This is a genomic window from Streptomyces sp. NPDC051740 (assembly GCF_044453165.1).
In the GTDB taxonomy this organism is placed as follows: Bacteria; Actinomycetota; Actinomycetes; order Streptomycetales; family Streptomycetaceae; genus Streptomyces; species Streptomyces atrovirens.
Genome location: NZ_JBITCL010000003.1, coordinates 133,919 through 157,117, shown reverse-complemented (window position 1 = coordinate 157,117; position 23,199 = coordinate 133,919). Strand labels below are relative to the sequence as shown.

The 23,199-nt window shown below is 73.1% G+C and carries 19 protein-coding genes and 1 pseudogene; 9 read left to right on the top strand and 11 right to left on the bottom strand.

Annotation, left to right across the window (positions count from 1 at the left end; all coding sequences use genetic code 11):
• Positions 1–107 precede the first annotated feature (107 nt).
• The 4 genes from ACIA6T_RS06450 to ACIA6T_RS06435 all read right to left on the bottom strand — a co-directional run bounded on the left by ACIA6T_RS06450 (position 108) and on the right by ACIA6T_RS06435 (position 4,817).
• Positions 108–1,145, bottom strand: coding sequence for an ABC transporter permease (locus tag ACIA6T_RS06450; protein WP_399445419.1), 1,038 nt, complete (start codon positions 1,143–1,145; stop codon positions 108–110).
• Positions 1,142–2,104, bottom strand: coding sequence for an ABC transporter permease (locus tag ACIA6T_RS06445; protein WP_399445418.1), 963 nt, complete (start codon positions 2,102–2,104; stop codon positions 1,142–1,144). The genes ACIA6T_RS06450 and ACIA6T_RS06445 overlap by 4 nt, the downstream gene beginning before the upstream one ends.
• On the bottom strand, positions 2,097–3,656 hold the full coding sequence (locus tag ACIA6T_RS06440; RefSeq protein ID WP_399445417.1) for a sugar ABC transporter ATP-binding protein: 1,560 nt from the start codon (positions 3,654–3,656) through the stop codon (positions 2,097–2,099). The genes ACIA6T_RS06445 and ACIA6T_RS06440 overlap by 8 nt, the downstream gene beginning before the upstream one ends.
• A 63-nt stretch (positions 3,657–3,719) precedes the next feature.
• Positions 3,720–4,817: an ABC transporter substrate-binding protein gene (locus ACIA6T_RS06435; RefSeq protein ID WP_399445416.1), complete on the bottom strand. Its 1,098-nt coding sequence runs from the start codon at positions 4,815–4,817 to the stop codon at positions 3,720–3,722.
• A gap of 508 nt (positions 4,818–5,325) precedes the next feature.
• On the opposite strand from ACIA6T_RS06435, the gene ACIA6T_RS06430 reads away from it, so the two are divergent.
• A complete protein-coding gene (locus tag ACIA6T_RS06430; RefSeq protein ID WP_399445415.1) occupies positions 5,326–5,763 on the top strand; it encodes a hypothetical protein in 438 nt (145 codons plus the stop codon).
• A 204-nt stretch (positions 5,764–5,967) separates the two neighbouring features.
• Here ACIA6T_RS06430 and ACIA6T_RS06425 read toward each other — a convergent pair whose 3' ends face one another.
• Together ACIA6T_RS06425 and ACIA6T_RS06420 are read right to left on the bottom strand one after the other, a co-directional pair.
• Entirely contained in the window at positions 5,968–6,984 is a 1,017-nt protein-coding gene (locus ACIA6T_RS06425) for a LacI family DNA-binding transcriptional regulator (protein WP_399445414.1), read from the bottom strand.
• A gap of 470 nt (positions 6,985–7,454) precedes the next feature.
• Complete coding sequence (locus ACIA6T_RS06420; RefSeq protein WP_399445413.1) at positions 7,455–8,468, bottom strand: LacI family DNA-binding transcriptional regulator; 1,014 nt, start codon at positions 8,466–8,468, stop codon at positions 7,455–7,457.
• Positions 8,469–8,881: 413 nt separating this feature from the next.
• Here ACIA6T_RS06420 and ACIA6T_RS06415 point away from each other — a divergent pair.
• Together ACIA6T_RS06415 and ACIA6T_RS06410 are read left to right on the top strand one after the other, a co-directional pair.
• Positions 8,882–9,025 (top strand): annotated as a pseudogene (locus ACIA6T_RS06415) (carbohydrate ABC transporter permease); the annotation flags it as partial.
• 73 nt (positions 9,026–9,098) lie between these two features.
• Positions 9,099–10,289, top strand: a complete 1,191-nt coding sequence (locus ACIA6T_RS06410; RefSeq protein WP_399445412.1) for an MFS transporter — start codon at positions 9,099–9,101, stop codon at positions 10,287–10,289.
• 100 nt (positions 10,290–10,389) lie between these two features.
• Here the strand turns inward: ACIA6T_RS06410 and ACIA6T_RS06405 are convergent, their stop codons facing one another.
• On the bottom strand, positions 10,390–11,220 hold the full coding sequence (locus tag ACIA6T_RS06405) for an alpha/beta fold hydrolase (protein WP_399445411.1): 831 nt from the start codon (positions 11,218–11,220) through the stop codon (positions 10,390–10,392).
• Positions 11,221–11,335: 115 nt separating this feature from the next.
• Between ACIA6T_RS06405 and ACIA6T_RS06400 the strand changes: the two genes are divergently transcribed.
• Positions 11,336–11,950, top strand: coding sequence for a DUF998 domain-containing protein (locus tag ACIA6T_RS06400; RefSeq protein ID WP_399445410.1), 615 nt, complete (start codon positions 11,336–11,338; stop codon positions 11,948–11,950).
• A gap of 360 nt (positions 11,951–12,310) precedes the next feature.
• Here the strand turns inward: ACIA6T_RS06400 and ACIA6T_RS06395 are convergent, their stop codons facing one another.
• From ACIA6T_RS06395 to ACIA6T_RS06385, 3 genes are all read right to left on the bottom strand, one after another.
• Complete coding sequence (locus ACIA6T_RS06395) at positions 12,311–12,544, bottom strand: hypothetical protein (RefSeq protein WP_399445409.1); 234 nt, start codon at positions 12,542–12,544, stop codon at positions 12,311–12,313.
• Positions 12,545–12,569: 25 nt separating this feature from the next.
• Positions 12,570–12,809 carry a hypothetical protein gene (locus tag ACIA6T_RS06390; RefSeq protein WP_399445408.1) on the bottom strand — a complete coding sequence of 80 codons (240 nt, stop codon included), beginning with the start codon at positions 12,807–12,809 and terminating at the stop codon, positions 12,570–12,572.
• 70 nt (positions 12,810–12,879) lie between these two features.
• Entirely contained in the window at positions 12,880–13,731 is an 852-nt protein-coding gene (locus ACIA6T_RS06385) for a helix-turn-helix transcriptional regulator (protein WP_399445407.1), read from the bottom strand.
• A gap of 127 nt (positions 13,732–13,858) precedes the next feature.
• Here ACIA6T_RS06385 and ACIA6T_RS06380 point away from each other — a divergent pair, with 127 nt between their 5' ends.
• Positions 13,859–14,854 carry an aldo/keto reductase gene (locus ACIA6T_RS06380; RefSeq protein ID WP_399445406.1) on the top strand — a complete coding sequence of 332 codons (996 nt, stop codon included), beginning with the start codon at positions 13,859–13,861 and terminating at the stop codon, positions 14,852–14,854.
• 231 nt (positions 14,855–15,085) lie between these two features.
• The gene (locus ACIA6T_RS06375; protein WP_399445405.1) at positions 15,086–15,559 is read left to right on the top strand and encodes a DUF4396 domain-containing protein; all 474 of its coding nucleotides are present in this window, start codon (positions 15,086–15,088) and stop codon (positions 15,557–15,559) included.
• A gap of 94 nt (positions 15,560–15,653) precedes the next feature.
• Here ACIA6T_RS06375 and ACIA6T_RS06370 read toward each other — a convergent pair whose 3' ends face one another.
• Positions 15,654–15,866, bottom strand: coding sequence for a hypothetical protein (locus ACIA6T_RS06370; RefSeq protein ID WP_399445404.1), 213 nt, complete (start codon positions 15,864–15,866; stop codon positions 15,654–15,656).
• Positions 15,867–16,086: 220 nt separating this feature from the next.
• Between ACIA6T_RS06370 and ACIA6T_RS06365 the strand changes: the two genes are divergently transcribed.
• Genes ACIA6T_RS06365 through ACIA6T_RS06355 form a run of 3 tightly spaced genes read left to right on the top strand, consistent with a single transcriptional unit; the run spans position 16,087 to position 23,197 of the window.
• Positions 16,087–16,941, top strand: coding sequence for a DUF4132 domain-containing protein (locus ACIA6T_RS06365; protein ID WP_399445403.1), 855 nt, complete (start codon positions 16,087–16,089; stop codon positions 16,939–16,941).
• Positions 16,938–21,992 (top strand): hypothetical protein, encoded by a 5,055-nt coding sequence (locus tag ACIA6T_RS06360; protein ID WP_399445402.1) that lies wholly within the window; start codon positions 16,938–16,940, stop codon positions 21,990–21,992. The genes ACIA6T_RS06365 and ACIA6T_RS06360 overlap by 4 nt, the downstream gene beginning before the upstream one ends.
• A gap of 35 nt (positions 21,993–22,027) precedes the next feature.
• On the top strand, positions 22,028–23,197 hold the full coding sequence (locus tag ACIA6T_RS06355) for an AAA family ATPase (RefSeq protein WP_399445706.1): 1,170 nt from the start codon (positions 22,028–22,030) through the stop codon (positions 23,195–23,197).
• Positions 23,198–23,199: the final 2 nt, after the last annotated feature.

Sequence of the window (23,199 nt, the reverse complement as noted above, 5' to 3'; positions counted from 1 at the left end):
GGCGCCCCCCCCCCCGCCCGCGGCCCCGCGCGCCCCCCCCCCCCCGCCGCGCCCCCCCGCGGGGCCGCCCCCCCCCCCCCCCCCCCCCCCCCCCCGCGTCCGGAGCCTCACAGCAGTTGCCGTCGGCGGCCCAGCCAGGTCTGGGCGATGACGACGACGGCCAGGAAGGCGCCGCTGACGACCTGCTGGTAGGAGGAGTCCAGGGAACCGACCTGGTTGATGACGTTCTGGATCACCCTGAGCAGCAGCACACCGACCAGCGAGCCGCTGACGTAGCCGAGCCCGCCGGTGAGCAGGGTGCCGCCGATGACGACGGCGGCGATGGCGTCCAGCTCCATGCCGTTGCCGAGAATGGTCACCCCGGAGGCGAGCCAGGCCGCGTTGAGCGCGCCGGCCAGTCCCGCCAGCACCCCGGACAGGGTGTAGACGAGGATCTTGGTACGGGCCACCGGGGCGCCCATCAGCGCCGCCGCGTCCTCGTTGCCGCCGACCGCGTACACATGCTGTCCGAAGCGCGTACGGCGCAGCACGACGGCCCCGGCCACGAACAGCGCCAGCGTGATCCACACGGGATTGCCCAGACCGAAGGTCGTGCCCTGCCCGAGTTCGGCCAGGAACGAACCCTTGCCGATCAGGTACGTGTCGGCGCCCTCGTCGGTGAGCGCCAGCATCAGACCGCGCGCACCGAGCATGGCCGCCAGGGTGACGATGAACGGCGCCAGCCGGGAGCGGGCCACGAGCAGCCCGTTGACGACACCGATCGCCCCGCACACCACCAGCGGCAGCAGCAGCGCCACCAGGGTGCCGTGCCGCGAACCCCAGGCCGCCAGGACCCCGCCCAGCGCGAACAGCGAGCCGACCGACAGGTCGATGCCCCCGGTGATGATCACGAAGGTCATGCCGAGCGCGACGATCGCCAGGAACGCCGAACTCGTCGCCATGTTGCTGACGTTGTCGCCGGTGGCGAAGGAGTCGAAGCCGACCGACGCCATTAGGGAGACGACCAGCAGCACCGCCAGCGCGCCGTGCTGCTGGACCAGCGCGCTCACCCGCTCGGAGCGCGCGGACCCCACGGGCCCGCCGGCCACCGACGGCTTGCCGTCACCCGCCGCGGTCACCGGGGCGTCCGTCTTCGTGACGGTCATCGCCTCCCCCGTCCCCGTGCCGCGTAGACCGCGCACACGATCACTATGGCCTGCGCGATCTGGGTCCACGAGGGCGGCAGATCGTGCTTGATGAGGGTGGCGGTGAGCAACTGGATGAGGACGGCTCCCGCCACGGTGCCGGCGATGTTCACCCGGCCGCCGGTCAGCGGTGTCCCGCCGACCACGACGGCGGTGATGGCGGACAGTTCCATCAGATTGCCCAGCGACGTCGGGTCGCTGGCCTGGAGCCGTGCGGTGGCGAGGACGCCCGCCACGGCGGCGAGCAGCGCGCAGACGACGTACACCACGATCAGCACCCGGCGCACCGGCAGCCCGGCGAGCTGCGCCGCCGGACGGCTGTCGCCGACGGCGAGGAGCTGTCGCCCGAAGGTGGTGCGGCGGACGACGAACGCCACCAGCAGCGCCAGTACGGCGGCGATCAGGATCAGATACGGGACGCCCAGCACGTCACCCGACCCCAGGGAGGCCAGCGACGGGTTGCGCAGGTCCTCCAGCTGCGGCAGCAGCACCAGGGCGAGACCCCGGCCGCCGACCATGAGCGCCAGCGTCGCCACGATCGGCTGCACCCCGACGAACGCCACCAGCGCTCCGTTGGCCAGCCCCACGGCGGCGGCGAACACCGCCACCACGAGCAGCGCCGGCACGAGCCCGTAGCCGAGGTAGAGGGCCGTCACGGAGGCCGCCAGCGCCATCACGGCACCGACCGAGAGGTCGACGCCCTCGGTGCCGATGACCAGGGCCATGCCGAGCGCCACGATGATGACGGGGGCGACCTGCACGGCCTGGGTGCGGAAGTTCTCCGCGGACAGGAAGTGCGGGGTGACGACGATGTTGACGACCAGCAGCAGCGCCACGCCGGCGTAGACGCCGTACGTCTGCAGCCACTGCAGGACACGGGTTCTGTCCAGCGGGACGGTCTTGAGGGCGGCTTCAGCCATCGGTGGCCGCCCCCTCGACCGCGTCCCGGCCCGGGGCGTGCCCGGCGATGGTCCGCATCAGCTTGTCCTCGGTGACCTCGTCGCCGGTCAGCTCGCCGACGACCGCACCGTCCTTCAGTACGACCACGCGGTCGGACCCTTCGATCAGTTCCTCCAGGTCGGAGGAGATGAGCAGGACGCCCAGGCCGTCCGCGGCCAGTTCGTCCACGAGTTTCTGCACCTCGGCCTTGGCGCCGACGTCGATGCCCCGGGTGGGCTCGTCCAGGAGCAGGACCTTGGGGTTCATCGCCAGCCAGCGGGCGAGCAGCACCTTCTGCTGGTTGCCGCCGGACAGTTCACCGACCTTCTGCTGAGGCGAGGACGCCTTGATGCGCAGCCGCTCGATGAAGGTGTCCACGATGCTGTCGACGCGTGCCTCGGAGACCAGGCCGAAGCGGGAGAGCCGGGGCAGGACGGCCAGCGAGATGTTCTCGCGGACCGACAGACCGGGCACGATGCCCTCGCTCTTGCGGTCCTCCGGCAGCAGACTGATGCCCGCCCGGATGGCGGCCGGGGTGGAGCCGCCGCGCAGCGGCACCCCGGCCACCGTCACACTGCCCGAACTCGTGCCGAGAGCACCGGAGATGGCCTTCGCGGTCTCGGTTCGTCCGGAGCCGAGCAGCCCGCCGAGACCGACGACCTCGCCGGGACGGATGCTCACGGACACCTCGTTCAGTTTGTGCGGCACCGTCAGTTCGCGGGCCTCCAGCACGGGCCGGCTGCCGGCCGCGTGGTGGTCGCCGGTGAACTTCGTCAGGCCCTCCTGGCGGACCTCGCCCAGCTCCCGGCCCAGCATGGTCGACACCAGGGAGAGCCGGTCGAGGTCGGCGAGGCGCCCGTGGTGCACGCGACGGCCGTCGCGCAGCACGGTCACCGTGTCGCACACGGCGTACAGCTCGTCGAGACGGTGGCTGACGTAGACGACGGCGATGCCCTCGTCACGCAGCCGGCGGATGACCGAGAACAGCGTCTCGACCTCCCGCGGTTCCAGCGACGAGGTCGGCTCGTCCATGATGACGATCCGGGCCTCGCTCGCCACGGCACGCGCCAGGGCGACCATCTGCTGCGCGCCGACACCGAGGGTGCGCAACGGCCGGCGGACGTCCACCCGGACGCCGTAGGCGCTCAGCGCCTCCTCGGTCTCCCGGTTCATGCGGGCGAAGTCCAGCAGGCCGAGACGGGTGCGCGGTTCGCGGCCCAGGAAGAGGTTGCGGGCCACGCTCAGCAGCGGGATGAGGTTGACCTCCTGGTAGATGGTCGAGATGCCGGCCTTCTGGGCCTCCAGCGGTGTGGCGAAGGAGACTTCACGGCCCTGGAAAACGATGTCACCGGCGTCGGGCCGGTAGACCCCGGTGAGGAGCTTGATGAGGGTCGACTTGCCGGCGCCGTTCTCGCCGATCAGGGCGTGGACCTCACTGGGGTGCAGGGTCAGGTCCACGTCGTCCAGGGCCCGGACGCCGGGGAAGGACTTGCTCAGTCCGCGGACGGCGAGGACTTCGGCGGGGGGAGCCACCTGTGCCTCCAGGAAGAAGTGGTGACGGACGGACAGGGCCCGGAGTCCGGGCCCCGGAGCGGATCAGTAGGCCTTGCCGAGGTCCTGCTCGGCGTTGCCGGCGTTGTAGGCGCTGTCCTGGATCACGATGTCCTGGGGGACTTCCTTGCCCTGGGTGAAGGTGTCCAGCGTCTGGAACGCCAGCGGGCCGAACCTCGGGTTGGACTCGACGACACCGCTGATCCAGCCGTCGACGACCCCCTGGACGGCGTTGCGCGTACCGTCGACCGTGATGATCTTGACGTCGCCGGCCTTCTTGCCGGCGCCCTTCAGCGCGGCGACCGCGCCCAGGCCCATCTCGTCGTTCTCCGCGTAGACGCCCTTGATACCGGGGTTGGACTGGATGAGCTGCTCGGTGACCTGCTGGCCCTTCTCACGGGTGAAGTCACCGGTCTGCTCGAAGACGACCTTCAGGTCGGGGGCCTTCTCGGCGACGCGCTCCTTGAAGCCCTTGGTGCGCTCGGTGGTGACGTTGTTCCCGGCCGAGCCCAGCAGGATGGCGACCTCGCCCTTGCCGCCGGTGGCCTCGATCATCTGGTCGGCGGCGCGGCGGCCCTGCTCGACGAAGTCCGAGGCGATGAAGGAGACGTAGTCCTTGCACGCCGTGGCGTTGATCTTGCGGTCGATGGTGACGATCGGGACCTTCTTCGCGGCGGCGGCCTGCAGCACCGGGTCCCAGCCGTCGGAGTTGAGCGGGGCGATCACCAGCAGGTCGACGCCCTTGGTGAGCAGGGTCTGGACGTCGCTGATCTGCTTGGAGAACTGCGACTGGGCGTTGGCGGTGAGCAGTTCGACGCCTCTCTTGGCCGCCTCGTCCTTGATGGACTGCGTCTCCGCGATGCGGAACGGGTTGGCCTCCTTCTCCGACTGGGAGAAGCCGACGGTGGCGTCCTTCAGGTCGATCTTCTCGCCGCCGTAGGCGTCGATGGTGCAGGTCTCGCTGCCCGGCTTCGGCGTGACGACCTTCTGCTCGGCGTCGGCGGCGGCCGCCGGGGACTTCTTGCCGTCCGACGCGTCGTCCTCCGACTTGGCGCAGGAGGTGGCGGTCAGGGCCACGGCGGCGGCCAAGGCCACGACAACGGGACGGGCGGGAAGGTGAGAACGGTGAGTGGTGCGCTGCATGGTGACCCCGATCCGGGTGACGCTGAAAAGGGAACTGGGGAGCCGAAGGACGCGCAGACGTGGAGCTGCTCCCCCTGTGCGAAGCGGCGTCCGGTGCGCCGCAAGGAGGTTTTACATCGTTGGAAGAGGGCTGTAAACCCCTTGTGCACAAGGTGCGAAGCGAACGCGGGGAGCGTGAGTGGCACCGCAAGCGCATTCTGCGGAGAACGGGGTGTGCGCGCGGCCGGCCGTCGTGACGTGGCCCCGGTGCGCGGAGGCGGACCTGTCACTCGCGCCGGTCCTCGCCGGGTGAGCGGGGGCCGCACGGCCGGACGCCTGTCCCGGACAGGGCTGTGACCGGCCCGGACAGGCGCCGGCCTGTCCGGGACAGCCGACTGTCATTGCCGGTGAGTCCTCAGGCCCACAGGATCGGCACTGCTGACCGGCGAGGCGGGGGAGCCAGTCCCGGAACACCATCCCGGCGTCAGCACAGGCATGTTCACCAGAGGAGAGGAAAAGACGGATGCGCATGGGGCGAGTTCTCGCGAGTGGGCTGGCCGGTGCCGCCCTCGTACTGGGGATCGCGACGTCGCCGGCCTCTGCCGCCGACGGCTGGCAGGCCACGAGCGATGTCAGCGACGGTACGTTCGGTCAGTACGACTACGAGTGCGACGATTTCGCCGGGGGAGAGGCGTGCTTCCAGCCCCACGGCGAATGGTTCTGGGTGCGGGACCTGAGCGCCGACAACCTGCCGGTGGCCATGGTGTGGTCGTACAGCGATGACAGCAGCCACCGGTCGGGAGTCGCCTACGACACCCTGGGCAAGGCCAAGGGCTGGACCAACCTCAACAAGAGCTTCCCCGAGGACGGCCTTCTCTTCTGGCAGGCCTGCTTGGTGACCAGCGTCGCCGGCCGGCAGATCGACTACGACAGCTGCGGCTACGGTCAAAGCATGTACACCGGCTGAGACCGGACCGGCCGCGCGCTGTCGCCGAACGGACCGGACGACAGGTGGCCGGGCGGACGGAAAGCGCCTCCGGACAAAGCGGGGACGAGGAGGATGACGTCCTCGTTCCCGCGCCGTCCGGAGGCGCTTCGCGGTGCCACGGGCGGACGGGCGCGCCGGCCGGACACGGCCGCGCGGATTCCCGCGCGGCCGTGGACCACGATGTCAGGAGCTCGACGGCCTGCCCACCGTGCTCTCGCGCTCCACGAGCTGATGGTCCGCCCGGATGCGCTGCGGCTCGGGCGCCCGGTCGTTGAGGCGGGCGAGTACCGACTCCACCGCCAGCCGGCCGATGGCGGCCTTGTCCGGCGACACGGACGTGAGCGTCACCGCCCCGAAGCGTCCCTCGATCACGTCGTCGAAGCCGACGACGGCGATGTCCTCCGGCACCCGCAGCCCCCGTTCGTGCAGCACCCGCATCGCCCCGATCGCCATCGGGTCGTTGTAGGCGAACACCGCGTCGGGCCGCCGTCCGCTGTCGAGGATGTGGTTCATGGCCAGCGCCCCGTCGGCGTGTCCCCAGCCGTCGGTGGCGGCGACGAGCCCCTCGTCGGCCGACAGCCCCGCGGCGGTCAGCTCCTCGCGCCAGCCCCGCACGCGCAGTTGCGCGGGCTCGCTGCGTCCGCGCCGGGCCCCGATGAACGCCACCTCCCGGCGCCCCAGACCGATCAGGTGCCGGACGGCGGCGCGGGCCGCGGCCACGTTGTCGATGGCGATGTGGTCGTACGGCAGGTCGTAGTCCCGCTCGCCGAGCAGCACCAGCGGCACGTCCTCGGCGCGGTCGCGCAGGTCCTCGGTCTCCAGCTCGATGGGGCTGAGGATGAGCCCGTCGATGACCCGGGCCCGGAAGCCCTGGCTCACCAGCAGCTCCTGCTCGCGCATGCCCCCGGTGTGGTCGAGCAGCACGATGTAGTCGTGCTCGGACGCGGCGTCGATGACGGAGGCGGCCAGTTCGGCGAAGTAGGGGTTCCCGAGTTCGGGCAGGGCGAGCGCGATGATGCCCGTACGCCCCTTCCTCAGGTGCCTGGCGGCGAGGTTGGGCCGGTAACCGAGCGTGTCGATGGACCGCTGGACACGCTCGCGCATGGCCGGGGTGACGTGCTGGTAGTTGTTCACCACGTTGGAGACGGTCTTGATGGAGACCCCCGCGTGCGCGGCGACGTCCTTGAGGCTGACCCGCACGGCAATCCCTTCGTGAGCGGCCCGACTCGGTTGGTCGGTGCGGATACGCGCCGTCACCATGAGCCGTGCGCCGAGCCGCTGGGCTCAAGTTTTACAACGTTATACACGCCGTCCCGCAACACTGACAAGGCGCGAACAGGGGGCGTGTCGAGAACGCCCCCACGCCCCTCACCGGCCCGCACGGCGCCCGGCACCGGGACCATCACCGGAAGTGTCGTCCCGCAGGCCCCGCAGGCCCCGCACCCTCCACCGGCCACCGTCGGCGAATCCGCCAGCCCGCTCCCGGCCGCAAGCCCTGGGGGGCGATGGGAGCGGATCTCCCGGCGACACGCCGTCGGCGGGCCGTTCCGGTGGGAGACCCGCTCCCATCGGCGTCCTGCCGACGGATTCGCCGACGGCATCCGTCCACCGGAGCGGAGCCGTGTCCACGGGCGGACGGGCCGTCGTCCGGACCGGACCGGTCCGGCCCCTCATCCTCCCGAACTCTCCCGCACGATCAGCCGGTGTCCCGCCGTCTCGTCGACCGCCGGCCCGCCCGGCCCGTCCGCGTCGATACGGTCCAGCAGCAGCTCCACCGCCCGCCGCGCGATGCCCCGCTTGTCCGGGGCGACGGTGGTGACGGTGGGGATGCTGAACCGGGTTGCCTCGATGTCGTCGAACCCGACCACGTCGAGGTCCTTGGGCACCGACCAGCCGTCCTCGTGCAGGGCCCGCACCGCGCCCAGCGCCAGGTGGTCGTTGAGGCAGAGCATCGCGTCCGGCCGCTCCGGCAGCCGCATGAGGGCGCGGGCGGCGGCGGCCCCGTCGGCCCAGCGGAACGCGGGCACCGGAAGGACCAGTTCCTCCGGCAGTGCCACCCCGGCCGCGGCCAGGGCCTCCTGGTGGCCGACCGTGCGCAGCCGGCTGGTGTTCCGCGATCCGCGCAGATCACCGCCGATCACCGCGATGCGCCGGCGTCCCCGCGCCAGCAGGTGCTCGGTCGCCTCGCGCGCCGCCGTCACGTTGTCGATCGCCACATGGTCGGCGCTCCCGGGCAGGTTGCACTCACCCAGCAGCACCAGCGGCAGCCGGGTGTCACGATCGGCCAGGTCGCGGGGGAGCAGGGCGAGCGGCGAGAGAATGACGCCGTCGGTGAACCGGGCGTCGAACCCGCGCACCGCGGCCAGTTCCTTCTCGTGCCGTCCGCCGGTCTCGACCAGCAGCGTGGTGCTGCCCCGGCGTTCGGTCTCCGCCATGACGTGCCGGGCCAGCTCGGCGAAATAGGCGACGTCCAGGTCCGGCACGGCCAGCGCGATCATGCCCGTACGGCCCCGGCGGAGCTGCCGGCCGGCGATGTTGACCCGGTAGCCGAGCGCGTCGATGGCCTCCCGCACCGCGGTCCTGGTCCGCTCGGAGACGTGCTCGTAGTCGTTGAGGACGTTCGACACGGTCTTCGCCGAGACGCCGGCGTACTCCGCGACGTCCTTGATCCTGGGCCTGCCCATGCTTCCCTTCTCGTCCCTCCCGCTGCCTGCCGGGATCGTAACGGCAGCTCCGCCGGATCGGGCCGCGGGCGGCTCGAACCGTTCCGTCGAAAACTTTCTGCCGCCGTCATTTACATCGATGTAATCGTATGGTCGCATGACCCCGTACACGGCGCACCCGCACTGATGAGGAGCAGCATGAGCACGCCCCTGCCCCCGGACGTCCCGCGTCCGGAGCACCCCCGGCCCCAGTTCGTCCGCGAGGCCTGGCTGAACCTCAACGGCCGCTGGCAGTTCGAGACGGACCGCGGGGACAGTGGACTGGAGCCACCGGGATCTGGCAGACCGTGTGGCTCGAACCGGTGCCGGCCACGGCCCGCCTCAAGCGCCCGCGGATCATCCCCGACCTTGGCTCGGGCTCCTTGCACATCACCGCGGTGAAGGACGCCTACGGCGTCAACTACGCCCAGACGATGGCGTCCTCGGTACTGGCCGCACTGCCCCTCGTGCTGGTGTTCGTCCTCTTCCAGCGGCACATCGTGAAGTCGGTGGCGGCGACCGGCCTGGGCGGTCAGTGACACCGGTTCGGTGAGACCCGGCCGGTGGCGTGCCGTAAGGGGTCGCGGCCGGGTGAGAGGTTAGCGTCGGGGCATGGCCGGTGATCGTCGCGGATGGCGGGTGTGTCTGCTCGGCGGTGCGGTGTTCGCGGTGTGCATGACCGGCACCACGCTGCCGACCCCGCTCTACCCCCTCTACCAGCAGAAGTTCGGCTTCTCCGAGCTGACGGTCACCGTCGTCTACGCCGTGTACGCCTTCGCGGTCATCGGAGTACTGCTGCTGGCCGGCAACGCCTCGGACACCGTGGGCCGGCGCCCGGTGCTGCTGTGGGGCCTGGGCTGCGCGGCCGCGAGCGCCGTCTGTTTCCTGTGCGCCACCGCGCCGGGCCGGCTGTACGCCGGACGGCTGCTGTCGGGGCTCTCCGCCGGACTCTTCACCGGGGCCGCCACGGCGTACGTCATGGAGTCGGCACCGCCCGGCGGAGCCTCCCGGGCCACGTTCGTCGCCACCGCCGTCAACATGGGCGGTCTCGGCTGCGGCCCGCTGCTCGCCGGAGTCCTCGCCGAGTACGCGCCCTGGCCGCTGTACCTGCCGTTCGCCGTGCACCTCGCCCTGGTGGCCTGCTCGGCCGCCGTCCTGCTGCGGCTCCCGGAGACCGTGGCGGCGTGCCGCCCGCCGCACACCGTACGGCCGCGGCGGCCCGGCGTGCCGCCGCGGGTGCGGCCGGTGTTCGGCCCGGCGGCGACCGCCTCGTTCGTGGGATTCGCGCTGTTCGGCGTGTTCACCTCCGTCAGCCCGGCCTTCCTCGCGCGGTACCTGGACGTGACCGACCACGCCGTGAGCGGACTGGTCGTGGCGCTGGCCTTCTTCTCCTCGACCGGCGGGCAACTGGCCGCCGGCCGGGCCGGCCCGGTCCGGTCACTGCCACTGGGGTGCGCCGGACTCCTCGCCGGGCTGGCGCTGCTCGCGGGCGCGTTGTACTGGGACCTGCTGACGCTGGTGGTGCTGAGCGCGATCGTCGGAGGGTTCGGCCAGGGGCTCGCGTTCCGCGGCGCGCTGTCCGCGGTGAGCGGGGCGTCCCCGTCGGACCGGCGCGCGGCGGTGATCTCGACGCTGTTCGTGGTGGCGTACCTGGGCATCTCGGTGCCGGTCATCGGCGTGGGGCTGCTGACCGGACCGATGGGCCTGAAGGGTGCGGGGCTGGTGTTCATCGCCTGCATGGGAGCCCTCGTCGTGGCCGCCGCCGGCTACCTCCTGCGCCGCCCGGTGCCGGCGGGGGCGTGAGCGCCGGCTCACCCCGGGCGGGACGGGCGCCGGCCCGTACGGCACCTCCGACGCGCTGTCGGGGACCGCGACACGGAGACCTTCGAAGGGCCGGGCCCCGCTAGGACTTGATGAATTCCAGGATGTCGCGGTTGAGGACGTCCGGGTGGGTCGACAGCATGCCGTGGGGATACCCCTCGTAGGACTTCAGGGTGCCGTGCTTCAGCAGCTTGACCGTCAACGGCGCGGAGTCCTCGTAGGGAACGACCTGGTCGTCGGTGCCGTGCGCGACGAGGACCGGGACGTCGATCTTCTTGAGGTCCTCGGTGAAGTCGGTCTCCGAGAAAGCCTTGATGCACTCGTAGTGGGCGTTGGCCGCCCCCGCCATGCCCTGCCGCCACCAGTTGTCGATCAGCCCCTGGGAGACCTCCACGCCGGGCCGGTTGAACCCGTAGAACGGACCTGACGGCACGTCGACGAAGAACTGCGCGCGGTTGGCGGCCAGGGCCGTGCGGAACCCGTCGAAGACCTCGATCGGCAGACCGCCGGGATTGTTCTCGGACCTGACCATGACCGGGGGCACCGCGCCGACCAGCACCGCCTTCGCGACCCGGCCGGGCTCGGCCCGCGCGACGTACCGCGCGACCTCCCCGCCGCCGGTCGAGTGACCGACGTGTACGGCCCCCCGCAGATCGAGGGCCCCGGTCAGCACCGCCACGTCCGCGGCGTAGGTGTCCATCTCGTGGCCGCCCGAGGTCTGATCGGAGCGCCCGTGACCACGCCGGTCGTGGGCGATCACGCGATAGCCCTGGGACAGGAAGAACAGCATCTGGTTGTCCCAGTCGTCGGCGCTGAGCGGCCAGCCGTGGTGGAAGACGATCGGCTGTCCGTCGCGCGGACCCCAGTCCTTGTAGAAGATGGTCGTGCCGTCGGGGGTGGTGACCGTGCCCATGGGTGATCCCTCCGCGTGATCCGGACCGACGGCACTCACCTTACGCTCCGGCCCGGCGCGCCTCACTTCCTGTATGCCCGCCGGGGGACGGTCGGTCGCGTTCTATGGTGGTTCGATGCCGCTTGTTCCCAGATGGGCCCTCTTCTCGTCGGGGTGCGCGCCCGTCCTGCTCGTCGCGGGCTGGGTGATCGCGGCGTCACTGGAGGGACCCGCCTACGACCCCGTCACCCAGACGATCAGCGTCCTGGCGGCCTACGGAGCCGCGGGATCCTGGGTGATGACCGCGGCGCTTCTCGCCCTGGGCGCCTGCCATCTGCTCACCGCCTGGGGACTGCGGGCGGCGGCGACGGCCGGACGCGTGGCGCTGGCCGGCGGGGGAGCGACGGCGCTGGTGGTGGCTCTGCTGCCGGCCCCGGGCAGCGGGGGGTCCCTGCGCCACGGTTCGGTGGCCGCGGTCGGATTCGCGCTCCTGGCCCTGTGGCCGCTGCTGGCCGCCGACGGCGGTCGTGCCGCTCCCTGGGCGTTGCGGCCGGCGGCCTCGGCCGTGGCGACCGCCTCGATGATCGTCGGCGCGGCGTGGTTCCTCGTCGAGATGCACCGCCACGGCGCGGCGGGCGTCGCGGAACGCGTGGTGACGGTCGTTCAGTCCCTCTGGCCCTTCGTGGTCGTCACCTCCTGCCTCCGCCATGCCGGGGACGCCGACGAGCCGCCCGCGGGCCGGCCGGACTGACGATGGCCGGTGAGGTGCGGGCGTCGACGGCGAGTCCGAGGCAGCGGTGCCGGACCTGCGGTCGCCGGTCCGGCACCGCTGCCGCCGTCCGGTGGATGCCGCCGAGCGGCAGCGCGACGTCCGTTCCCGTGATGTCGCCGCGGACGGTGCCCTGTTCACGTGCCCGGGCCGTGCGCGTCGTCGTCCTCGAGCCCGGACTCGTCCCGGCCGGACCGGCCGGTCACATCACCGGCCCGGCCGTCCGGGACATGGCCAGGACCTTGGCCGAGTCGATGCGCGAGGACCTCGCGAGCGCGGTCACCCGGCCCGGCCGCGTCGCCGTCGACGAGATCCTGATCCGGCCGACCGGACCGGGCCCGGTCAGAGGAACCGTGAACCGGCCACCGGTCCGGAGGACCGAAGGCGGTACCGGTCGTCCCGCAGCCGTGTGCCGCGGACGGCCGAGACGAAGTCCGTGAGCCGTTCGGCCGGATCCGCGGGCGTCCGCCCGTCGCCCTCGTCCTCGTACGCCGACACCGGTTCCCGCAGCACCGAGGAGGAGGCCGGCGCCGGCCGCAACGCCTCGTGCAGGGCGGGGACCGCCAGGTAGGGCACGCCGCGTTCCACGCACGCGTACCCGCTAGTCGTACAGCGCGCGGGCCCTGCCGGGGCGCGCGGCCAGTGCCGAGGCCGCCCGATGGAGGTCGTCGAACCCGGCCGCCCGGGCGGCCCGCCCGACGACGAGGGCGACCTGGCCGAGGGGGGCCGGGCCGGCCTGCCGCAGTTGACGCAGCGCGCCGGGGACGTCATCCGTGTCGAGGCGCTCCCATGCCTTGGACAGTTCGGGGGAGGAGGGCCGGCTATTTCCGCGCGAGAACATGCGCGGCATCCCCTCCGGCGGGCGCGACCGCCCTCGACTCCGTTGTTCTGCGTCGAGTCGGCGGCCGGCCTCAGCGGCCGGGCGTGCCCGTGGAGAACTCCTCACTGCCGAGCACCCGCAGCAGCTCCAGCCGCTCGCGGGCCTCGGCGTCCGCCGGTGTGAGCACCAGCAACTGCTGTCGCTGATCGGGGGTGACCAGGGTTTCGCAGTCCATCAGCAGGCGGCCCACCCGCGGGTGCAGGAACGTCTTGCGGTCGGCGCGCCGGACCGCCACCTCGTGCTCCGCCCAGAGCCGCCGGAAGTGCGCGCTCGCGGCCGACAACCGGTCGACGAGTCCGGTGACCGCGGGATCGCCGGCCCGGCGCCCGGCGACCGCGCGCAGATCGGCCACGAGCCGGCGGGCGTAGTACTCCTCTTCCTCGGCCGGGCCGACGGCGCGGGCGGCCGGTTCGGTGAACCAGCGGTGGACGATGTAGCGGCGGTCGCCGGAGAAGCCGGTGAGGTCGCTCATCAGCAGAAGCGACGCCCGGTTCTGCGCGAGGACTTCCCCCAGGTCGGACATGACCAGGGCCGGAGTGCCGCCGAGCAGGTCGAGCATGCGCACCAGACCCGCCCGGGCGAGGCGGGCCACCCCGTCGGCGGGCGGGGGCCGGTGACCGGCCAGATGGAACAGATGGTCGCGCTCGTCGTCGGAGAGGCGCAGCGCACGGGCCAGCGCGACGAGCAGCTGCGTGGAGGGCCGGCTGCTGCGGCCCTGTTCGAGGCGTACGACGTAGTCCACCGACATGCCCGCCAGCATCGCGACCTCCTCCCGGCGCAGACCGGCGGTGCGGCGGCGCGGGCCGTCGGTGATGCCGACGTCGGCCGGGCGGATCGCCTCGCGGCGGCGGCGCAGGAAGTCGGCGAGTTCCTCACGTTGCATGACCTCATGGTCCCTCGTGGCGCACCCGCCGATCCAGGGAGCGGCTCTCCCATGATGAACGCTCCGCTCCCGGTGGCCCCGGCACCGGCGCAAGGTGGGTGACGGAGCGACCACGAAGGAGAACACGATGCAGACACGCACGCTGGGCAGCGACGGTCCGGCCGTCTCCGCACTGGGCCTCGGCGCGATGAGCATGTCGGGTGCCTACGGCGCGGCCGACCGCACGGAGAGCATCGCCACCGTGCACGCCGCGCTGGAGGCCGGCGTCACGCTGATCGACACGGGCGACTTCTACGCCATGGGCCACAACGAACTGCTGCTCGCCGAGGCGCTGCGCGGCCGTGACCGGGACAGCTACCGGCTGAGCGTCAAGTTCGGCATGCTGAGCGGGCCGACCCCGGCCATGGGCGGGTACGACGGCCGCCCCGAGGCGGTGAGGAACTTCGTCGCCTACTCGCTGACCCGGCTGGGCACCGACCACATCGACATCTACCGTCCCGCGCGGCTGGACCCGGCGGTGCCGATCGAGGAGACCGTGGGCGCGATCAAGGAGCTGATCGACGCCGGGTACGTACGGCATCTCGGCCTCTCGGAGGTCGACGCGGCGACGATCCGCCGGGCGCACGCCGTGCACCCCGTCACCGACCTGCAGATCGAGTACTCGCTGATCTCCCGCGCGGTCGAGGCGGACGTCCTGCCCGCGCTGCGGGAGCTCGGCATCGGCCTGACCGCGTACGGCGTCCTGGGCCGCGGCCTCATCTCCGGGCACTGGACGGCCGGCCGCGGCGCCGGCACCGGTGACCACCGGGCGCTCAGCCCCCGGTTCTCCGGCGGCAACGTGGAACACAACCTCGCCCTCGTGGAGGCCCTGCGCCGGGTCGCCGACGCGAAGGGGTGCACCGTCGCCCAGCTGGCCATCGCCTGGGTCGCCGCCCAGGGCGAGGACATCGTGCCGCTGGTCGGCCCCCGTACCCGCGAGCGGCTGACCGAGGCGCTGCCCGCGCTGGACCTCGCCCTCACCGCGGACGACCTCGCGGAGATCGAGAAGGCGGTACCGCCGGGCGCGGCCCGCGGCGACCGCTACCCGGCCGCGTTCATGTCCTCCCTGGGCGTGGGCAACTGAGCCGGGTCCCCCGGCGGGGCCCGCCGGCCGGCGTCAGCAGCCGGCGCGGGGACCGAAGGCCCCCAGGCGGACGACCGGGCGATCCTCGCCGTCCGGCGCGACGCGCGCGGCCCACCGGGGCATGAGGCTGTTCACGCCGCCGATCATCCTTGGAATATACCCCTAGGGGGTATACGTTGTTCCTGGTGGGCCGGCACCGGCCACCCGGGACGCCGAATGGGGACGAAGGCCATGGACCACAGCACGCACCACACCGCCGCCGGGCACGGCCACACGTCCTGGGCGACGGCGACGAAAGCGACGCTCCACTGCCTGACCGGGTGCGCCATCGGCGAGATCCTCGGCATGGTCATCGGCACGGCCCTGCTGTGGGGCAACGTACCGACCATGATCCTCGCGATCGCCCTCGCCTTCGTCTTCGGCTACTCCTTCACGCTCTTCGCGGTGATGCGCGCGGGCCTGTCCCTGCGGGCCGCGATCAAGGTGGCGCTGGCCGCCGACACGGTCTCCATCGCGGTGATGGAACTGGTCGACAACGCGATCATCGCCCTGACACCGGGCGCGATGGACGCGCACCTGTCGGACGGACTGTTCTGGTCGGCGCTGCTCGGCGGCTTCGCCGTCGCCTTCGTGATCACCACGCCGGTCAACAAGTGGATGATCGGCCGCGGCAAGGGCCACGCCGTCGTCCACGCCCACCACTGACCGCGGAACGCCCCAGGGGGTGTCGTTCGGATCTTGTCGGGGTCGCGGGCCCCGGCACCGCTCACCGGAGCCGGCCGGATCCGGACGACACCCCCTAGTGCTCGCGGTCCAGGACGCGGCGGGCCGCCTCGGCCTCCGCCGCCGGCGGGGACAGCTCGTCGAGGGAGTCGAGCTCGGTGTCGGCCTCCAGCTCCCGTTCCCAGGCCGCCGCCAGCCGTTCCTGTTCCTCGCGCGGTCGGCCGCTGACGGCCTCCCGGTGGTGAGGGTCCAGGGCCGCGAGGAATCGTCCGACCGGGTCCGTGGGCATGCCGTGCTCCTTGTCGCTCGGAAGGGGCGCGCTACCGACCCAGGATGGCCAGCCGGCCCCGGTACGGCCGCCCGACACGGCCTGCGACCACCCTGATGGCCCCGCTCCACCGCCCCGTGCCACGGCGGTGCCCGTCCCGCGACGAGGACTCCGGGACCCGTTGTCAGAGCCCTGCTCTACAGTTCCCGTCACTTGATCATTGCGGGTGCGGGAGGCACGCATGGGGTGGGTGTCGGCAGGCGGGTACGAGGTCGCCCTCGACGACGGCAAGGTGGTGTGCCGCAACGCGGCCGGACGGCGGCTGAAGTCCGTACCGTCCAAGATCGCCGACGATCCGGCGGTGGTGGGACTGCGCCAGCTCACCGAGTGGCTGGAGCGGCACGAACGGCAGTGCCTGGCCGATGCGGAGCGGTGGATGGTGCGCTCGCTGCCGGTGCCGTTCGAGGTGCTGGCGCGGGTCTGGCCGGACCCCGCCTGGCAGGCCGCCCTCCGCGACCTGGTGGTCACGGGCGCGGACGGCGCGGTGGCCGGATTCCTGCGGGACGCCGATCCCGAGCGCGGCCTCGGCCTGGTCGACCTCGACGGCGACACCGTCCGCCTCACCCCCGGTCTGGTCCGCCTGCCGCACCCCGTGCTCCTCGACGACCTGGAGGAGCTGCGGGAGTTCGCCGTCGAGCTCGGCGTCGAACAGCGCGCCCAGCAGCTCTTCCGCGAGGTGTGGCACCGGCCCGCGGCACTCGACGCCGAGGCCGCCTCCGTCGAGGAGTACGCGGGCGGCGCCTTCAAGGAACTGCGGTTCCTGCACGGCCGCGCGACCCAGCTCGGCTACCGCGTGCGCGGCGGCCACGCCGTGTGCTCCGTGGTGGAGGACGGCCACGCCGTCGAGGCCCGGGTGTGGATCGGCGACTACGACGGCTACGAGGAGACGGAGACCGGCCCCCTGGTCTTCACCGACCCGGCCGGCCGGGTGCTGAAGCTCGGCGGGGTCGGGCCGGTGGCCTGGTCGGAGGGCATGCGCATGGCGGCCGCGCTGTACGCCGGACGCGACATCGAGGACGAGGAGCGTGCGGCATGACGACGTACGACGGATTCACCTACGACGAGACCACCTCCGCCACGCTGCTCGACGCCGGCGCCGTACTGCCCCCGGGCACCACCGACCGGGAGGACGCCGACGTCCTCACCGTCCGCACGTACACGCACACCGCGCTGGACGAACGGAAGGTCGTACGGCTGGTGCCGGGCACGCTCGGCGAGGCGGAGGACCTCGCCCTGGACTTCCTCGGACTGGTCCGCGGGCCGGAGACCCGCGAGGTCGGACAGGTGCGCCGGGAGACCCTCGGCTTCCCCGCGTGGGCGCTGGTCAACGACCCGGCGAACGGGCATCACGCGCTGGCGCTGGTCAAGGACGTCGAGCGGCTCGCCCGCCAGGCCAAGTCCCGCCCCGGCACCGCGAAGGAGGGCTTCGAAGCGCTCGGCGAGCGCCTCGGCCGGGCCGTACCGCACTTCCTGCCCACCTTCTACGAGCAGGCCGCCCGCGTCTTCCTCCAGCACGAGAACACCACCTACGCGGCGGCGTTCTTCGGCAAGGCCCGCGAGGCGGAGCGGGTGCACGCGCTGACCGTGGACGAGGAGCGGCAGCGCGCCGTGTTCCTGGAGTTCGCCTTCGCCGGGGCACTGACGGTCAAGGCCCTCAAGGAACATGTGAAGGCCCTCGCCGCCCGGCTCACCCCGGCCGACGCCTGGGCGCAGTTCCGGCAGCTGACCGTGGAACGCTGCGCGGCCGGCATGCCGCCCTACGCGTCGCTGCCCCAGGACGCCCGTGTTCTGATCAAGGCCGCCGGCCTGGACCGGGTCACCGAGGAGTGCGCCCTGGTCGCGGACCTGCTCGCGTCGCCCGCGGCGGTCCGCGCCCCCGCCTCCTTCTGGAACACCTACCGGGCCACGATCGTCGTCCTCGCCGGACAGCAGCCCGCCGTACGCGGCCGGCTGCTGGAGATCATGCCGGCCGGTCTCGGCCGCTCCACCGAGGACGACGAGTTCTGGCTGGCGCTGCTCGCCGAGACCGGCGCCGACCGGCTGCTCACGGGCGAGGACGGGACGGCGGACGCGGTCGACACGGCGGACTGGCTCACCCGCTGGGCCCTGCACCGCAAGCACGGCGGCACGGTCAGCGGCCGCTCGCCCGCCACCCTCGCGCTCGTGGAACGCATGACCGCGCGCCTGCGCGGCCAGGGCCGCCCCGTCGACCTCTTCACCGGCCGCTGGCACGCCGGCGCCGACCTCGACCTGCTGGACCTCTGCATGGAGCAGGACGTACCGCTGGCCCCGCCCGGGGCCGGCACGGACGTCCACCTCGACCTCGGCCGGTGGCTGGAGGACACCCGACCCGGGCGGCGCGACCTGACGGCCGTCGCGGCGGACCGGCACGGCCGCCGCATGCTCTACGACGCCGTCGGCAACCACCACCGTCGGCGCACCGGCCGAGGGACGCTGGAGGGAATCGCCGGCCACCCCGTGCTCGCCGACGTGCTCCGCGAGTGGCTCGACGCCGCCGCCGGCGAGCTGGACGGCGCGGCCGGCCTGGCGGCCGCCCGCACGGCGCTCGAGCGGCTGAACCCGTTCCGCAGGATCGCCGCACGGATCAGCCCGGAGGCCGTCGCCCGGGCCGCCGCGTTCGACATCGCACCGCTGCTCGGCAACACCCTGCGCGCCGGCCTCCCGGACGAACTGGGCTGGCCCGCCCTCGACGAGGCGCTGCGCCGACTCGACGCCGAGACCCGGCGCGACAGCGAGGACGACCTCGCCGTCCAAGAGGCCTGGCCGGCCCTGATCCTCTCTCGCAGGCACAAGGCGATCGTCGTGGGACCGCAGGACATCCTGCTGGAGCACGACCTGCGGCTGCCCGTCGAACCGGACCGCTGGCAGCGGCCGTCGTTCCGCTACACCGACGGCGAACTGCTGGTGATGTGGCGGCAGGACAACAAGCAGTACGGCTACTGGTCGGCCCGCCCGACCGAGGTGTTCCCGCTGGGCGGCGAGAAGCTCCCGCACTGGTACAGCGGCGGCGACGCCGGTGAGACCTCGATCCCGCTGCCGGACGGCGGACGCGTCACCGGCGGACGCGCCCTGCACGCCGGCGACACGGTCCTGCCGCCCGCGCGCCGCGTCCTCGGCGACGGCACCTCGTACTGGCGCCAGGGACGGCAGGGAACGCGGCAGGTGTGGCTCGAGTACGACCCGGCCACCGGCACGCACGGACGTGCCTCGCTGCCCGCGTTCCTGCGGTCCGGCATCCACGACGACGCCACCCTGCTCCAGCAGCACTGCGCGGTGCTGCCCCTGCAACCCGGCCTGGAGGACAGTCCGTTCGGCACGGACGGCACGGTCCTCGGCCGCTGGGTGCGCACCGAGGGCGACGGCGACGAAGCCCGCACCACCGTCGGCACGCCGGACGGCCGGACCGTCACCCTGCCGGCGGCGGACGGACGGATACCGGGCGTCCCGGTCGGCGCGCTGCGGCTGCCCGGCGGCGTCGAGCCCCTGGTCGTCGCCCACTACCGTCAGGTCGCCCTGTACACGACCGACGACACCACCGGTGTGCGGGAACTGGGCCGGCTGACACCGCTGGAGCGCGGCGGAGAGTTCGCCGCCGGCACGCGACTCGTACCGCCGGTCGACTTCTGGCACGCGCTGCGACCGCGCGACGAGAACGCCTCGGCGCTCCTGCGGGCGCTGAGCGACGAACAGGCCGGGGAACTGCTGCGCGCCGGCGCGCAGGCACTGGCCGAGCGGCAGGCGGAGATCGCGGCGGCGGCACCGGCCGGCTCCGCACAGACCGCCGGAGGGCGGAAGCCCGCGGGGGCCACCACCGGCAAGCCCGCCGTCCCGACCGCCGACCAGGTGGTGCGGAAGGCCGTGTCCCGCGCCCTGCCCGCCCTCACCGAGCCGCGTCTGCTCACCGGTGTCGCCGCCCTCGTGCACGCGGTGCTGCGCCTGGCGGCGTCCGTCGCCACCTTCGTCACGCCCCCGGCCGAGCGGCCCAGGACGGAACGCAGGCGTGCCGAGGGCATGTTCGCCGACTACAGCCCCGAGGACGGCGACGAACAGACGCTGCGCGAGGCGACCTCCGGTCTCGCCGACCTGCGCGGCTGGTGGGGCGGCGGACAGAGCTGGAGCACCCTGCGGCAGATCCGCGCCGTGAACCACGTCCTGTCCGGCAAGCCCGCCGACGGCAAGCCCCTGCCGGCGTCGTCCCGGCCCGCCGGGGTCACCGACGGATGGCGCAGCGACGAGTTCACCGTCCCCGGTATCGGCGCGGTGTGGCCGTCCGTACTGGACGCGCTGCGCCCGCTCGCCTACCGCGCCGCCTCACCCACCCTGACGGAGCCGCACCGCCGGGCGCTGCTCCTGCTGTTCGAGGCGATCACGGAGGGCCCGCTGGCCACGCCCGCGGGTGCGCTGCGCGAGGTGGTGCTGAGCGAGCCGCACGACAAGCAGGAGCGCGTCGGTCAGGTGCTGCGCCGGGAAGGCCGTACCGTCGTCGTCCTCGGCCGCCAGAACGTCGACCACCGCACCGGACGGGTCAACTGGCTCGCCCTGGACCACGACCCGGCCGGTGCCTTCGGCGCCGTCGCGCACTTCACGCTGGAGCGGGAGACCGCGCACCCGCCGGTGTTCCCGGCGGACGCGCTGGCCGCCGTGACCGGCCTGGTCCGGGACAAGGGCGCCGCGCCCTGGCAGCCGGAAGCGCCCGCCGCCCTGGCCGTCGCCACACGGTACGGGCTGGGCCCGGTGCAGGCGGCCCTGCTGCTCGCCGGGCGGCCGTCGCAGCTCACCGACGAGGTGATCGCCGCCACCGGTCTGAAGCCGCGCCAGAAGCAGCTCGGCGACGCGCTGCTGGGCTCGCTGGAGCCCGGCGACCGCCTGGCGCTCATCGGCGCGCTGCTCCCCGGGAACCCCGCTGACCTGTGGACCGCCGGACCGGACACGGACGCGGCGGGCCGCGTGTGGGACGAGCGCCTCGACGGGGTCGTGCGCCTGCCCGAGGACCTCGCCGGAGAGCTCTCCCTGGCAGGGCTGCCCACCGACTCCGTCGAGGAAGTGCTCAACCCGCACCGCACCCCCTGGATCAGCCGCACCACCGTGCAGCGCCCCGACAAGGACGGCGACCTCGTGGCGGAGGACCCCCGGGCCATGCCCGGCCGGTACCACCTGACGCGCGCCGTGGCCGCCCTGGCCGGGCTCGCCTACTCCCTGCCGTACGGACACTCCCTGCGCGCCGCCCTGCCCGGAGGGCTCACCGCGCTGCGCCGCCGCGTCGCGGACCCCGCACTGCTGCTCGACCTCGACCTGGAGCGGACCGAGAAGGGCACGTCGACCGCCGCCGAACTGCGCAAGGCGTACGGACTGCCCGCCACCGGCGGCGCCGACGCGCACGGACTGACGCCCGTCGGCGAGGCGCTGGTACTGCGCCCCTGGTACGGGGACCAGGAGGCCGTCCTGGTCCGCACGAGCGCCCTCGGCACGGTGGACGACCCCCTGTTCGGACTGATCGAGGGAATCGTCGGACCCGGACGGCGCGACGGCATGCGGGCGCTGCGGACCATCCTGGGCGACGAACTCGCCCGCGCCCTCGCGGCCGGAACGGATCCCGAGGGACCCACCGGCTACGCCCAGGACCCGACCCTGAGCGTGCCCGGCCTGGTCACCGAGGTCGCCGGGGCCCACGGGCTGGGCGAGGACGCGGCGGCGCTCTACCTGCAACTGCTGGCCCTGCCGGACCCGACGGACCGCAACCGCGCCCGCTGGACCGGCTGGAAGCCCGCCCGCGCGAAGAAGGCCCGCGCCGAACTGGCCGCCACCGGCCTGGTCGTCGAGGCGAAGCGGGCCCGCGCCGGACGCACCCTCTTCCTGCCGTGCGGCTGGCTCGACCTGAAGTCCCCCGCTCTGCCGGTGGAGATCTGGAAGCAGGGCCTCTACCCGGTCCACGACCGCACCCAGGCGGTACCGCTGCTGCCGGTACCCGAGCTGTTCACGCGCGCCTGGGACCGTGTCCGCGCCGGCGACGCACCCGCCTACGAGGAACTCACCACCCGCGCCACCCGCAAGGGCCGCCGCCGATGACCACCGTCCACCCGCACCCGGAAGAACCCGCGCCGATGACCACCACCCTGTCCCCCTCCCCGGCCCGCCAGATCGTCCCGCCCGAGGACCGGTACGCCACCGAACTCGCCTTCCTCGCCGCCCACGACGACGGGCCGCGCCCGCCCGCCTGGCGGCTCAGCCCGCGTGCGGTCGTCACGTTCGTCATGGGCAGCGGGGGCCGGGCCCTGAAGCTCCCCGACGGCGCCGGGGCACCCGACGGAGTCCCGCACCGCATGGTGATCGAGGACAAGTTCGTCGGCGACCGGGCACTGGTCGAGCGGTGCGTGGTGACCCTCGCCGGCGAGCGCGGTCTGCTGCTCGTCGGTGAACCCGGCACCGCCAAGTCGATGCTGTCGGAGCTGCTCTCCGCCGCCGTGTGCGGCACCAGCGGCCTGGTCGTGCAGGGCACCGCCGGCACCACCGAGGACCAGCTCAAGTACGGCTGGAACTACGCGCTGCTGCTGGCCCAGGGCCCCACCCGGCAGGCGCTCGTGCCGTCCCCCGTCCTGACCGCCATGTCCCGGGGCGCGATCGCCCGCGTCGAGGAGGTCACCCGCTGCCTGCCCGAAGTGCAGGACGCGCTGGTGTCGTTGCTCTCCGAGCGGCGGATCGCCGTACCCGAACTGGCCGGCACCGAGGACGCGCTGGCGCACGCGGCGCCCGGCTTCAACCTCATCGCCACCGCCAACCTCCGCGACAAGGGCGTCTCCGAGATGTCCGCGGCCCTCAAGCGCCGCTTCAACTTCGAGACCGTCGGCCCCATCGGCGACCTCGACGCGGAGACCGCGCTGGTGCGCGGCCAGGCGCGGGCGTCCGTGGAGCGCGCCGGGGCGCCGTTCCAGGTCGACGACGCCGTGCTGGAGGCCCTGGTCACCGCGTTCCGGGACCTGCGCGAGGGCCGGTCGACGGAGGGCTGGGAGGTGGAACGGCCGTCGACGGTGATGAGCACCGCCGAGGCCGTGTCCGTCGCCGGCGCGCTCGCCCTCGCGGCGGCCTACTTCCCGGGCGACCGCGACGTCCTCGGACTGCTGCCCGGCCATCTGCTCGGCGTGGTCCGCAAGGACGACCCCGCCGACGCCGCCCGGCTGCGCGGCTACTGGGACGGCCCCGTCCGGCGCCGGGCCGAGCAGGGCTCCGCCACCTGGCGCACCCTGTGGGACCTGCGCACGGTCCTGGAGGGCTGACG